The 13,776-nt window shown below is 35.3% G+C and carries 14 protein-coding genes; 5 read left to right on the top strand and 9 right to left on the bottom strand.

The annotated features are described in order from the left end of the window. The first annotated feature begins 203 nt into the window (after positions 1-203). A complete protein-coding gene (locus ACZ267_RS01565; protein WP_002450408.1) occupies positions 204-395 on the top strand; it encodes a hypothetical protein in 192 nt (63 codons plus the stop codon). A gap of 137 nt (positions 396-532) precedes the next feature. On the opposite strand, the gene ACZ267_RS01560 is transcribed toward ACZ267_RS01565, so the two are convergent. Continuing rightward, on the bottom strand, positions 533-820 hold the full coding sequence (locus ACZ267_RS01560) for a DUF1413 domain-containing protein (protein ID WP_047211075.1): 288 nt from the start codon (positions 818-820) through the stop codon (positions 533-535). Positions 821-1,010: 190 nt separating this feature from the next. Here ACZ267_RS01560 and ACZ267_RS01555 point away from each other — a divergent pair, with 190 nt between their 5' ends. Both ACZ267_RS01555 and ACZ267_RS01550 read left to right on the top strand, forming a co-directional pair. Beyond that, complete coding sequence (locus ACZ267_RS01555) at positions 1,011-1,706, top strand: SDR family oxidoreductase (protein WP_079448977.1); 696 nt, start codon at positions 1,011-1,013, stop codon at positions 1,704-1,706. Between the two features lie 83 nt (positions 1,707-1,789). Next, entirely contained in the window at positions 1,790-3,022 is a 1,233-nt protein-coding gene (locus ACZ267_RS01550) for an acetylornithine deacetylase (protein ID WP_047211073.1), read from the top strand. A 49-nt stretch (positions 3,023-3,071) separates the two neighbouring features. Here the strand turns inward: ACZ267_RS01550 and ACZ267_RS01545 are convergent, their stop codons facing one another. From ACZ267_RS01545 to ACZ267_RS01535, 3 genes are all read right to left on the bottom strand, one after another. Continuing rightward, positions 3,072-5,237: an RNA degradosome polyphosphate kinase gene (locus ACZ267_RS01545; RefSeq protein WP_079448976.1), complete on the bottom strand. Its 2,166-nt coding sequence runs from the start codon at positions 5,235-5,237 to the stop codon at positions 3,072-3,074. Positions 5,238-5,298: 61 nt separating this feature from the next. Beyond that, positions 5,299-6,831, bottom strand: a complete 1,533-nt coding sequence (gene ppx / locus ACZ267_RS01540; protein WP_079448975.1) for an exopolyphosphatase — start codon at positions 6,829-6,831, stop codon at positions 5,299-5,301. A gap of 227 nt (positions 6,832-7,058) precedes the next feature. Beyond that, positions 7,059-8,597 carry an AbgT family transporter gene (locus ACZ267_RS01535; RefSeq protein WP_058714558.1) on the bottom strand — a complete coding sequence of 513 codons (1,539 nt, stop codon included), beginning with the start codon at positions 8,595-8,597 and terminating at the stop codon, positions 7,059-7,061. Between the two features lie 256 nt (positions 8,598-8,853). On the opposite strand from ACZ267_RS01535, the gene ACZ267_RS01530 reads away from it, so the two are divergent. Next, complete coding sequence (locus ACZ267_RS01530; protein WP_047211069.1) at positions 8,854-9,672, top strand: SDR family oxidoreductase; 819 nt, start codon at positions 8,854-8,856, stop codon at positions 9,670-9,672. A gap of 68 nt (positions 9,673-9,740) precedes the next feature. Here the strand turns inward: ACZ267_RS01530 and ACZ267_RS01525 are convergent, their stop codons facing one another. Beyond that, complete coding sequence (locus ACZ267_RS01525; protein WP_171991392.1) at positions 9,741-9,911, bottom strand: hypothetical protein; 171 nt, start codon at positions 9,909-9,911, stop codon at positions 9,741-9,743. Between the two features lie 24 nt (positions 9,912-9,935). Continuing rightward, positions 9,936-11,012: a M42 family metallopeptidase gene (locus tag ACZ267_RS01520; RefSeq protein WP_002467092.1), complete on the bottom strand. Its 1,077-nt coding sequence runs from the start codon at positions 11,010-11,012 to the stop codon at positions 9,936-9,938. A gap of 159 nt (positions 11,013-11,171) precedes the next feature. On the opposite strand from ACZ267_RS01520, the gene ACZ267_RS01515 reads away from it, so the two are divergent. Beyond that, a complete protein-coding gene (locus tag ACZ267_RS01515) occupies positions 11,172-11,639 on the top strand; it encodes a YehR family lipoprotein (RefSeq protein WP_015364708.1) in 468 nt (155 codons plus the stop codon). Positions 11,640-11,699: 60 nt separating this feature from the next. On the opposite strand, the gene arsC is transcribed toward ACZ267_RS01515, so the two are convergent. The 3 genes from arsC to ACZ267_RS01500 are packed head-to-tail and all read right to left on the bottom strand — an operon-like array spanning position 11,700 to position 13,720. Next, a complete protein-coding gene (arsC, locus tag ACZ267_RS01510; RefSeq protein ID WP_002467075.1) occupies positions 11,700-12,098 on the bottom strand; it encodes an arsenate reductase (thioredoxin) in 399 nt (132 codons plus the stop codon). A 15-nt stretch (positions 12,099-12,113) separates the two neighbouring features. Then, positions 12,114-13,403 (bottom strand): arsenite efflux transporter membrane subunit ArsB, encoded by a 1,290-nt coding sequence (arsB, locus tag ACZ267_RS01505; RefSeq protein ID WP_079448993.1) that lies wholly within the window; start codon positions 13,401-13,403, stop codon positions 12,114-12,116. Further along, positions 13,403-13,720 (bottom strand): ArsR/SmtB family transcription factor, encoded by a 318-nt coding sequence (locus tag ACZ267_RS01500; RefSeq protein ID WP_047211068.1) that lies wholly within the window; start codon positions 13,718-13,720, stop codon positions 13,403-13,405. The genes arsB and ACZ267_RS01500 overlap by 1 nt, the downstream gene beginning before the upstream one ends. Positions 13,721-13,776 lie beyond the last annotated feature (56 nt).

Here is a 13,776-nt window from a genome sequence, read left to right as displayed (position 1 = left end):
AGATAGTAGTTAGTAAAAAATAGAAATGAATCATTCAAATCACGATTGATCTTGCAACGGTAGAGGTTATATGAAAGTTGACATTATTTTTACAATCTTTAAAAAGTGATATTTTTGTGAAAACAATCACAAACACCTTTTATTTTCTGAAAAATGGTGTAGTATATGAATTGTAAGGAATAAGACATGTTGGAGTGATAAAAGTGAGAAAAGTAATTGAAGAGCTTGTTTTCTCTGATGTAAGTAGCTATGAAATCTATGTCAATACCGGTGTGAACCAAGGTATTATTGGCGACATTAAAGATGGCTATTTAACTATCGATTCAATCCCCTATATCGATGCTGAAAGACTATACTACTATGGCTTAGAACGAAAAACATTAGTGACAAACTAATTCATTTTGACTCCTAATCGTAAATTAACAACTTGCCTTCATTGGTGAGCAATTGAAGGCATCATTATTATACCCCCGTATAATTCTGGAAATGTTTATAAAGACCGTATCTCAAATGAGGTACGGTCTTTTTTGAATTATTTTGAATGTTGTTGGTCTTCTACGACTTTAAAGTTCTTTTTAATACCGTTATAGGCATAGATAAGATTGAACATTTTGTTTTTTGCTTTATCTACACTAGCGAATGGCATTCTGACATCACTCATTTGATTAATGTCACGTTGGAATTGCTTTTCTGCAGATTTTTGATCAGCGATAGACATCTCTAACCATTCTTCTTTACTAAATAAGTCTTCGAAACGAAATTTAAATGCCGTGCGATGATTGTGTTCTCTTAATTTTAATATACGATCATGAAAAGTCATTATTTGCCCCCTATAATTCCAAAACATGTATGATAGTTACACATTAACTTTATAACTTATAAATGATTTTTACAATCATGATTTTCAAATGTTTGAAACATGCTAAGTAATGAAAAGAATTCACAAACGTTTAACTTAGTAGTGTCATTGGTAATTATAAAATAATGATAAATAAAAAGGAGTTTTGAAGATGAATCAATTAAAAGATAAAGTTGCAGTCGTTACAGGTGCAGGAAGTGGTATTGGTGAAGCAATCGCAACTGCTCTAGGAGATCAAGGTGTTAAAGTTGTTTTAGCTGGAAGAAATACAGATAAACTCAATGCAGTTGCTACAAAATTTGATAGCAATCAAGTTAAAGTGGTAGCTACAGATGTAACTAATCAATGTGAAGTAGAATCATTAATTGATACTGCTAAAACAAGCTTTGGTGGATTAGACATCGTTGTAAATAGTGCAGGTCAAATGAAATCCTCTAAAATCACAGATTATAAAGTAGAAGATTGGGATTCAATGATTGATGTGAATGTTAAAGGAACGTTATATACAGTACAAGCGGCATTACCAACATTATTAGAACAATCAAGTGGTCATATTATCAATATCGCATCTATTTCAGGATTTGAAGTAACGAAAGGTAGTGCGATATACAGTGCTACGAAAGCGGCAGTGCATACAATCACTCAAGGATTAGAAAAAGAATTAGCTAAAACAGGTGTCAAAGTCACTAGCATTTCACCAGGTATGGTTGAAACACCATTAACAGAGCATTACGACTTTAATGGTCGTAAAAAGTTAGAAGCACAAAATATTGCTGATGCTGCCATTTATGCATTAACACAACCTAGTCATGTGAATGTTAACGAAGTAACTGTAAGACCTGTATAATATTTAATTCGAATCATAACCATGATAGACTTAAATTGTAAACGTTTTTATAAAATCATTTTACATGAAGGACGGGATGTAAATTGAATCAACGTCAATTTGAGTTATTAGAATGGTTAGTCAGTTATCATACGGAAAGTCCACCAGGTCGGAACACAGATCCATTACAAGACGATATCGTACAATTGTTAAAACAGCTTGGCTTTACCATACAACGTGAAGCAATGTATGAGCATGATAGTGTGGTCATTGGCACGCTTAAAGGCACAGATGCCCAAGCACCTAAATTAATTTTAAACGGTCATATCGATGTTGCCTCTGTAGAAGATGATCAATACTGGACGTATCCACCATTCCAACTTACGGAGCACCAAGATTGGTTATATGGTAGAGGTGTCAGTGATATGAAAGGTGGCATGTCATCTTTATTTTATGTTTTAGAACGATTACATCAAGAAGGACATCGACCTAAAGGTGACATTATTGTTCAGTCAGTGGTTGGTGAAGAAGTAGGAGAAGCAGGTACTAAACGTGCGTGTGAAGTAGGATCTAAAGGTGATCTAGCGCTTGTATTAGATACTAGTGAGAATCAAGCGCTAGGACAGGGTGGTGTCATTACAGGCTGGATTACAGTTAAAAGCAAGAATACAATACATGATGGTGCCCGTCATCAAACGATTCACGCAGGTGGTGGGTTATTTGGTGCGAGTGCCATTGAAAAAATGACTAAAATCATCCAAGCATTGAATGAACTCGAACGACATTGGGCTGTAATGAAGCATTATCCAGATATGCCAGCAGGGGCCAATACCATTAATCCTGCTGTGATTGAGGGTGGCAGACACCCAGCATTTATTGCTGATGAATGTCGATTATGGATTACAGTACATTATTTGCCAAATGAGTCATACGAAGATGTAGTAACTGAGATCGAAGATTATTTAAATCGTGTGGCGCAAGCTGATGTGTGGCTAAAGGACAATCCACTTGAGTTTGAGTGGGGCGGTACATCTATGATTGAAGATAAGGGAGAAATATTCCCTAGCTTTACAGTCCCAGTAGATCACCCTGGTTTTCATCAATTACAACAAGCACACCAAACAGTACATCAAGCACCATTAAAACATGGTATGAGTACGACAGTGACTGATGGTGGTTGGATTGCACATTTTGATATTCCAACCATCTTATATGGACCGGGCAGTCTAGAAGAAGCGCATAGCGTTAATGAAAAAATACAAAATGAAGAACTTAAAAAATATAGTGAAGTACTATATCAATTTTTAAAACATTGGTATGAATATCCTGAAAAATAAGTAAAAGGGCTGGAACGACGACGTTCCAACCCTTAATTTATATATCATATTAACGTTTGAGCGTATCGCGTAAACGACTGACCCAACTGCCACCACGTTTAGAACGCACGGCACGACCAGATGGTTGCGCGCTTTGTCGTTTTAATTCTTGTCCATATTTAAGTGCAATTTGCATCAAGTAGGCTTGAGAATTTAATGGTGACGAATTATTTTCGATATAATGATAATTACCATATTGATCTTGATAACGACCTTTTTGGTTATCTGATAACTGTAAGTTCATAAAGTCTAATAAACGTGCGGCAATGTTTTTATCTTCAACAGGGAATAAGATTTCTACACGTTTGATCATATTACGTGTCATTACATCGGCTGATGATAGGTAGATACGTTCGTCTCCATTATTATGGAAGTAATAAATTCGAGAATGTTCAAGTAATCTACCAACGATACTTACAACTTCAATATTTTCACTGATGCCAGGGATGCCTGGTTTTAAACAACAAATACCACGAATAATTAATTGGATTTTCACACCAGCTTGTGATGCTTCAAATAATTTTTCAATAATTGCTTTATCTGTTAATGAGTTCATCTTCATCATGATTTTCCCATTACCATGTTCTAAATGACTACTAATCTCTTTATCAATGCGATCAATAAAGACATCTCGTATATCAAATGGTGCCACAATCAACTTGTTATATTGTGGTTTAACCGAATAGCCACTTAAGTAATTAAAGAAGTTAATCGCATCTTCTGCAATTTCGTTGTTCGTCGTAATAATACCCATATCAGTATATAATTTAGCAGTTTTGTCATTATAGTTTCCTGTACCAAGATGTACAAATGATGTTAATTCACCAGCAATTTTCTTCACGACTAATGCGATTTTACTATGTGTTTTCAGATGAGTCATACCATAAATCACATGGCAACCCGCATCTTCTAACATACGTGCCCAATGAACGTTATTTTCTTCGTCGAAACGTGCTTTTAATTCTACAAGTACCGTCACTTGTTTACCTTTTTCGGCAGCTTCTTTCAAGCTCTTGATAATAGGGGAATCTTTACTTACACGATATAACGTTTGTTTAATCGCAATGGTATTTGGATCTTCGGCAGCTTCTCTAATAAAATCGACAATAGGTTCAAATGATTCATAAGGATGATGGAAGAAAATGTCACGTTCCAAAGCTAATTGATAAATGTTGTTATAGCCAAGTGAACGAGGCACTTGTGGTGTGTATTTATCGTAAGTTAAATAACTTAACTTGTGAGATAAGTGATCAACTAAACCAAATAAGAAAGTTAAATCTAAAGGACCGTCTACAAAATAGACGTCGTCATCTTTAACTTCAAGTTGATCCATAATCCAACCAATATCTTCACGGACAGCAGTACGACCATCCACTTCTAAACGTACGGCTGAACCACTTTTACGTTCTTTTAAGAAGCGTTCTATTTCAATTAATAAGTCTTCTGCACCGTCTTCGTGAATTGTTAAATCTGCATTTCTTGTGATACGGAAAGCAAATGTATTTAATACTTCGTAACCAACGAACAGTTGATTAATAAAGAATGTAACAACATCTTCAACCATTAACACATATTGCTTATACCCCTCGTTTAAAGTTAAAAATCTAGGTATTAATGATGGAATCTGAACAATTGCTGAATTAATTGCATCTTCCGTATCGATATCTACAAAGATATTTAAACTTTTATTATTCAATTTTGGAAATGGATGATAGGCATCTATACCTAATGGCGTTAATGTAGGTAGAATTTTCGTTCTAAATTCATTCTCTAGTCTAGTTAAAAGAGATTCTGATAAGTCCTCAGGTTGAGCCATTTCAATTTCATAGTTACGCAACTCTTCAATTAATTCATTGTAGCGATTGTATTGAATGTTAACATACTCTGTATTTTTCTTTTTAATAGCTTCTAATTGCTCTTGAGGTGTCATTTGTGCTTTGTTTTCAGGTTTATCATAGCCCATTTTGACCTGATCTTTGAGTCCTGCAACACGCACCATGAAAAATTCATCTAAATTTGAACTAAAAATTGATACGAAATTTAATTTCTCGAGTAGTGGATTACTAAAATCATAGGCTTCTTCTAAAACTCTATAGTTAAAGTCTAACCAACTTAACTCCCGGTTGTTATAGTATTGTGGTAAATTAATATCCTTTTCTCCCAATTGAGTTTGCATACGCTTAAAACACCTCATCGTTTTTTATATACTCATATAGTTTAAAAATATCATACAATTATTAAGATTTTGTAAAGACGATCGTTACTTTACCTTTTAATATCTTTTCAATATGCTTTTTCTGACGATTTGCTTGATATTCTTCGGCGATGGGTTCCCCTTTGTAGAACACGTGAAGCTCATATTTATCGTCTTTCTTCGCTTTGAGTTCAACTTCTTCAACAAAGCTTGTATGAGAAATATTGAGTGCATTCACAAATTTGATAATACCACCTAAGGATTGAATCGTTTCGGTCTCTTTACTACCGAACCAATGTGTTTCTTTGCAGTAGAACTTAAGTAGTGATTTATTTTTAAAACTTGCAAGTAATGCTAACTTCACACGATCTTTATGTGAAAAGCCGTTGATCATTGAGTTAGCAATTAGATAGTAGGTATGTGGTGAACTTGAATCAGAATCGATAAAGCTACCTAGATAATAAAGATACGCACCTTCAACGAAGAGCTCTTTATCTTTGTCGCTTAATTTAAGATCTGAACGTTTTAATAGTTGTGATAATAGTGATTCTGCTAGTTTAAGACGACGATTAGCACTGCTTTCTTCAATGTGATATTCGTTTGCTAAATGGCGTAAAGCATCTTGTCTTACATTATCTTTTGAAAATTCTTCTGGATAACGTTGGCGAATGAGATTCATTACATAACCTTCACGAATACCTTTTCTAGAGAATGTAAATTGTGTCGCATCCACTTTCTTGTATAGTGTTTTAAAGACTGAAACGGCAGGTAAGATAATATCTACACGGTCGCGACTTAATCCGTCTAGATTTGTTAAGTCGTCTCTTGAGCTTTTTCGAATTAAATCATAGACTTCCTCGATATCTCTATCGGACATCGTGTAGTTATGAACGCCACCGATAGGGTAAGAATGTTCTGATTGATGAATTCGAGCTACATTTCGTGCTGAGCCACCTACGCCAACGAGTGCGACATCTTGATCATTAAGCCAGTCAAGTTGACCGAATTGCTCTGATAAGAATTTCTCCATACTTTTAATCGCTGATTTATCATTATGATCTTTATCACCAAAGAATTGACGTTTGAGTGAGACAACACCAAATGGAAAGCTATTTGCAGCCTTTAATTTTTTATCTTTAAATAAAGTGACCTCTGTAGATCCGCCCCCGATATCGACGGAGACACCATTTTCAATATCAGTTGTATGCGAAATGGCATAATAACCGTAAAACGCTTCATCTTCTTCAGGGACAATTTTAATCTCTACCCCTGTGTCTTTTTTAACTTTTTTGATAATATCTTGTTGATTATTTGATTGACGAATCGCTGCTGTTGCAATTGGATGTAATTCGTCTACTTTGAATTTCGTTGCTACTTTATTAAAGCTACTTAACGCGTCTGTAAGTACTTGAATCCCTTCACCGTTCATGTCGTTATCTTTAGTTAAATACTGACTTAGACGTGCGGGTGTCTTAATATTCAGTATTTCATTCAAGCCTGTGTCTTTATCAAATCCAAAAATAACAAGACGAATGGTATTTGAACCAATATCTATTAAACCAATACGTTCTTCCATCACTGCCTCCTATGTTTTATGGGAACAATTGTCATACCCCTGTTTAATTTTATTTTACATGAGTTATATAAAATGAAAAGAATTTTAAGGTATTTTTCTAAGAAAATTTCATCTTTTTGTAAATCAAAAAAGATTGTCTAAGTTCAACATGTTTTCTTTATTAATTGTACTTGAAAATAAGCCACTTCCATGTCTGTTGGAAGTGACTTTAAGATGATGCATTCTATTTATTTTACATGTAGTGGTCCACCAGGTCCGACTGGAATACCTAGTAAGAACCAAATGAGTGTGAATAGTGTCCATACAATCGTTAAGGCGATTGAATATGGCATTAGACTTGAAAGTAGGGTGCCGAGTTTCATGTTTTTATCATACTTTTGAGCATAAGATAACAACAACGGTAGGTAAGGCATCATTGGTGTAATTGGATTGGTAATGGAATCACCTACTCGGTATATAGCCTGTGTAAAGGCAGGGTGGAAGCCGACTAAAATGAGCATTGGCACAAAGATAGGTGCTAAGATACCCCATTTAGCAGAGGCGCTACCCACTAGCATATTGACGAGTGCACTTAGGAAGATGACACCAATAATCAGTACAATACCATTTTGATGTTGTAGTAATTTGGCACCCTTGACTGCTGTAATCACACCAAGGTTACTCCATTCTAGGAATGCGAGTAGTTGTGCTGCAAAGAATACAATGACAATGAATGAACCCATAGATGACATTGAATCAGTAATCATTTGTCCTAAATCCTTAGTATTTTTAATTTCATGACTTAAGACGCCGTATATCACGCCCGGTACTAAGAAGATGACTAAGATAATGAGGCCGACACCATTAATTAAAGGTGCATCATCAAGTAGACTACCTGTTTTAGCATTTCTTAAAAAACTATGTTCTGGGATAGCACAAATGATGAGTAATACAAGTAAGACGATAAAACTCATATTTGCCCAAAATAATGCCTTTTTCTCTATAGGTGTGATGTGAGAAGACGTCTCTTCCATGTCATCGTGTGCATCTGAATCATCATATTTACCAAGCCTAGGAATAATTAACTTTGTTGTCACTAAGTGGATGGTAGGTAATAACACAACTACACTGGCCGCAATGAAATACCAGTTCATAGCCACATTGATTTTAATATGATCTGAGACGATTCTTGTGGCAGGTTCAGTAAATGAATAGACTAACGCATCTTGCATACCTACGACTAAATTGGCAGCAAATCCGCCCACAGCTGATGCATATGCCATTGCTAGACCTGCGATAGGGTGATAACCAATCTTGATAAATAGCATAGCCGCTAAAGGTGGTAAGATAATCGTTGCTGCATCACCAGCTGTACTTCCGACAATACCAATTAAAATGATGGTAGGAACGATTAACTTCTTTGGTGCTCTGTTTACTACTGAAATCATGAGTTTATCGAAATACCCAGATTTTTCAGCGGCACCAATACCAATCATGACACCTAATACGAGGCCAAGTGCAGGGAATTCAGAAAAGTTTTTAATAGCATCATTCATAATCATGGCAAAGCCATCATGACTGAGAATACTTTTGATATGAATAGTTTCACCGTTACCTGGATGTTTAACGGAAACATTAAATAAATAGACGAACCATGTAATAATAGCAAGTCCGACACACATTAAGAAGAAGAGTACCGTAGGATCAGGTAATTTATTACCAACCCATTCGACCCCATTTAAAAATTTACTAACGATTGATGGTTTTTGTTTTGAGTTTGTTGCCATTCATGAACCACTCCTTAGTTAAATTATCTAAAAGTATAGCAAATATTACATATAATGATAAGAATTTTCTGAAATTTAAAAAGAAGTATATATGATTCGTTAGTAAATGTAAATTCGATGTGTATGTGCGAGATATGAAATATTCATTTTGAATTAAAACGCTATCATTGTCATAACGGCGTTTAGTCCTATTATGAAAGTGGAACAACAATAGTAAGATTTCATTTTAGCAAAATATTGAGGAGAGTGACGTTATATGAAACGTTTAGAGAATAAAGTCGCAGTTGTGACAGGTGCAAGTACAGGTATTGGTCAAGCTTCTGCCAATGTATTAGCCCAAGAAGGTGCACACGTCTTGGCTTCAGACATTTCTGATCAATTAGATCAAACAGTTGAAGATATTAAACAACAAGGTGGACAAGCGACTGCATTTCAAGTAGATATTTCTGATGAACAACAAGTTCAAGCGTTTGCCAATCAGATTAAATCAGAATTCGGGCATGTAGATGTACTATTTAATAATGCGGGTGTTGATAATGGTGCAGGACGTATTCATGAATACCCAGTTGAAGTATTTGATAAAATTATGGGTGTAGATATGAGAGGTACATTCTTAGTAACGAAATTCCTTTTACCGTTAATGATGGATAATGGTGGTTCAATCATTAATACAGCTTCATTCTCTGGGCAAGCAGCAGATCTTTATCGTTCTGGTTATAATGCTGCTAAAGGTGCAGTGATTAACTTTACGAAATCCATTGCTATTGAATATGGTCGTGACAATATCCGTGCTAATGCCATTGCACCGGGCACGATAGAAACACCATTAGTAGATAATTTAGCTGGTACGGCTCAAGATGAAGCGGGTCAAACATTCCGTGAAAATCAAAAATGGGTGACACCATTAGGACGCTTAGGTACACCAGATGAAGTAGGTAAATTAGTAACTTTCTTAGCATCTGATGATAGTTCGTTTATTACAGGTGAAACGATTCGTATTGACGGAGGCGTGATGGCGTACACATGGCCAGGTGAAATGTTAAGTGATGATAGTTGGAAAAAATCAATCAAATAATAAAGCAAAATTATTAATAATAATAAGCCAAGATGTCCCAGGAAATAACAGACATCTTGGCTTAAATACTATTTAAGTTGTTTCGCACATGCTTCACATAACTTATATTGTTGGTCGGCCCAACCGCTTAGTTGAGTATATCCATGCAGATCTTTACCATTAACTTTAATATAGATAGGCTCATCTTCTTTAAGTTCACGTTGACAATGAGAACATTTTAAAGCGCCAAATAGTCTCATAAAGTCACCTCCCAAAGGATTACCTTACCATTTGATATTGTTATACGTATGATCATTTAATGAGCGTACAATTTCAGCAACTAGACGTACCGAACGATCATAATCATCTTTATGAATCACTGATACATTAGAGTGCATATAACGCAGGGCGATACCCAGTGTTATAGTAGGTATACCTTCATTCGCAACATGGATACTACCTGCATCTGTACCACCACCTGGCGTTGTATCCCATTGAACGTCGATATGATGTTGTTTGGCGACATCTTTGACATGTTGACGCAATCCTTCGTGCGCAATGCTTGAAGCATCCATCATAATGACAACAGGGCCACCACCTAAATAACTATCACTTGTTTGACCAGACATGCCTGGTGTATCAAATGCGACTGCCACGTCTACTGCAATGGCTAAGTCAGGTTGAATAGTTTGTGCAGCCACTTTCGCACCACGTAATCCAACTTCTTCTTGTACTGTGGCACCCGAATATAAGTTAATATCTATAGCTTCATCTTTTAATTCATTGAGAACATCGATAGCTAATGCACAACCATATCGATTATCAAATGCCTTAGCAGTCATATATTTATCATTCGCTAGTGTTTCAAATTCACTGTATGGTGTGACCATATTGCCAACAGACACACCGGCTTGTTCAGCTTCTTCCTTACTATTCACACCAATATCGATATACATATTTTTAATATCTACGGTTTTCTTACGTTCTTCAGGTGAAAGAATATGTGGTGGCTTAGAACCAATAATACCTCTTAATGCTTTACCATCATCTGTTGTAACAGTGACTTTTTGAGAAAGCATCACTTGGTTCCACCAACCACCAATTGGATTAAAAGATAAAAAGCCATCTTTATCAATTTTGGTTACTAAGAAACCCACTTCATCCATATGTCCTGATATTAAAATAGATTTAGAACCATTTGTTGCAGTCTTTTTACCGAATATGCCACCCAAATTATCTTCTACAATCGCATCACTAACTGGTGATAAATAATCTTTCATTATAGACTTAACTTGCATTTCTCGACCTGCAATACCATTGGCGGCAGTCAGTTCTTTCAGTAATTGTATTGAATCAGTCATACCATCATCCTCCCAATCATTAGTTACTTATAGTTTAACATAGCACATTTATTGATATGTATTGATGGAAATGTTTATGGAATAAGGGTATATTAATATCAATAATAAATCAGGTAATGGTACCATTGCCCCAACAAACAGGTGAGAGAAGGCGATCATATGAAAAAACTAGTTTCACTTATAGTGGTTATCGCATTAAGCGCAATCACACTAGCTGCTTGTAGTAAAGAGCAAACGAAAACGTTCGAGGGTGACGTTAATGGTAAACAGATTATTACGTCGCTCACATATAAAGGAGACGAAGTACTGAAACAATCTACAATAGGTACTTTGAAATATGATGATTTAGGTATTGATAAAGATCAAGCCAAAGACATGTTAAAGAAAGATGAGAAGGCCTTTAAAGGTGACAAAGGTGTATCATTCAAAATTGATTACAAAGATGATAAAGCAGTTGAACATATAGATATCGATTATGAAAAAGCCGATATCGATCAATTGAAGAAAAAATTAGGCTTTGTATCAGTTAAAGGTAAAAATAATAAAGTAAGTTTAGATAAAACCGTTAGCCAAATGAAACGTAACGGTTTAAAAGAAAAAAGTAATATGACCGATCATGATGATTAAAATACAAGAGCCAGTACATGCAAATGGCAACGCATGTACTGGCTCTTAATTTTATTTGTTCTATTGCTTTTGACTAAAGTCTTCAATAGCGGCTTTAATTTCATCTCTAACACGTTGGAATTCTGACCAATCTTTACCAGCTGGATCGTCGAAACCCCAATGTTCTTTCTTAACTGAAGGTGGTAATGTTGGACAATGTTGATCTGCATGGCTACACAATGTAACAACTAAATCAGCACGATCTAGAATATCTTGTTGTATTAAATCGGATGTATGATGTGAAATATCGATATTGACTTCTTTCATCGCTTCGATAGCCTTTGGATTCACACCATGTGTTTCAATACCACCTGAATATACATCCCAATTTGAATCTAATATATTGTCAGCAAAGCCATGAGCCATTTGACTACGACACGAATTACCAGTACAGATGAAATAAATGATTTTCTTTGCCATGCTTAGAACTCCTTATTAAAAAATGATTAGTGTTAAATATAGTCCTAATAACGTGAAGAATAAGACTGGAATGGTGATTACGACACCTGTTTTAAAGTATGTTCCCCAAGAAATTTTGACGCCTTTTTGTGCTAATACATGTAACCATAATAATGTCGCAAGTGAACCTATTGGTGTGATTTTAGGACCTAAATCTGAACCAATCACATTACTATAGATCATACCTTCTTTGAGTGAATGAGATACGCCTGACTGACCAATTGCAATCGCATCAATTAAGACAGTTGGTAAATTGTTCATAATTGAAGAAAGAATAGCTGAAATAAAGCCCATACTCATAATACTAGCGAATAAACCATGAACTGAAATGTTTGAAAGTGTATGAGCTAATATAGTTGTGATACCGGCATTTTTCAAGCCGAAAACGACTAAATACATGCCAATTGAAAAGATGACAATATTCCATGGTGCGCCTTTAATGACTTGTTTCGTATGAACAGCATTCGATTGTCTTGCGAGTAATACAAATATGATAGCAATGGCACCTGCAATCAATGAAACAGGTATTTGTAGCCATTCACTTACAAAATAACCAATCATCAATACTACAAGGACAATCCAAGAGATTCGGAATAGACGTAAATCTTTTAAGGCAGATGACGGATGATTGATATGAGTGGTATCGACACGTTTTGGAATTGATTTTCTGAAATAAATCCATAAAACGACGATACTGGCAGTTAATGAGAATATGTTAGGTATCATCATACGACTCATATATTCACCAAAACCTATGCCAAAGTAATCGGCTGAGACAATATTAACCAAATTACTAATAATCATTGGTAGCGACGTCGTATCTGCAATAAATCCACTGGCAATAATAAATGGAAAGACCATTTTCTCATTGAATCCTAAATGACGAACCATAGCTAAAACGATAGGAGTTAAGATTAATGCGGCTCCGTCGTTGGCAAAGAAAGCAGCGACGATTGCACCGAGAACCATGATTAAAACAAACATCATGAGACCATTACCTTTAGATGCTCGCACCATATGCAATGCTGCCCACTCGAAAAAGCCGATTTGGTCTAGAATTAACGATATTAATATAATTGCAACAAAGGTTAATGTGGCATTCCAAACAATTTGAGTTACTTCAACCACATCTGAAAGGCTAACAACACCTGTAATGATTGCGGCGATGGCACCAATGACAGCAGTAATACCAATATCTAATCCTTTAGGTTGCCAAATTACAAAGACGAGTGTGATAAGGAATATGACGATAGCAAGAATGGTCATCATGATTGATCATCTCGTTTCACTGACTGACATATACACTGATCATGTGTTGTATTAATAAGGTTTAGATTATCAATGATTTGTGTGTAAAATTCATGATTTAATTGATAAAAACGTTTATTGCCTTCTTTTCTGATTGAGACAAATTGATATGTAACTAAAACTTTCATGTGATGACTTAAGGTAGGTTGGGAAATTTGAAAATGTTGTAGTAAATCATACGCACATAGTTCACCACATGATAAAATATCTAGAATTTCCAATCGGTTTTCATCAGATAATACCTTTAATATAGATGCTAATTGTTGATATGACATAATGACCTCCAAAACATATATAGATTAACATCTATATAGATGAGCGTCTATGATAA

The sequence above is a fragment of the Staphylococcus sp. AC872 genome (assembly GCF_979255425.1).
Note: the sequence above shows the minus strand (reverse complement) of the source record. Positions and strands in the feature narration are given on the sequence as shown.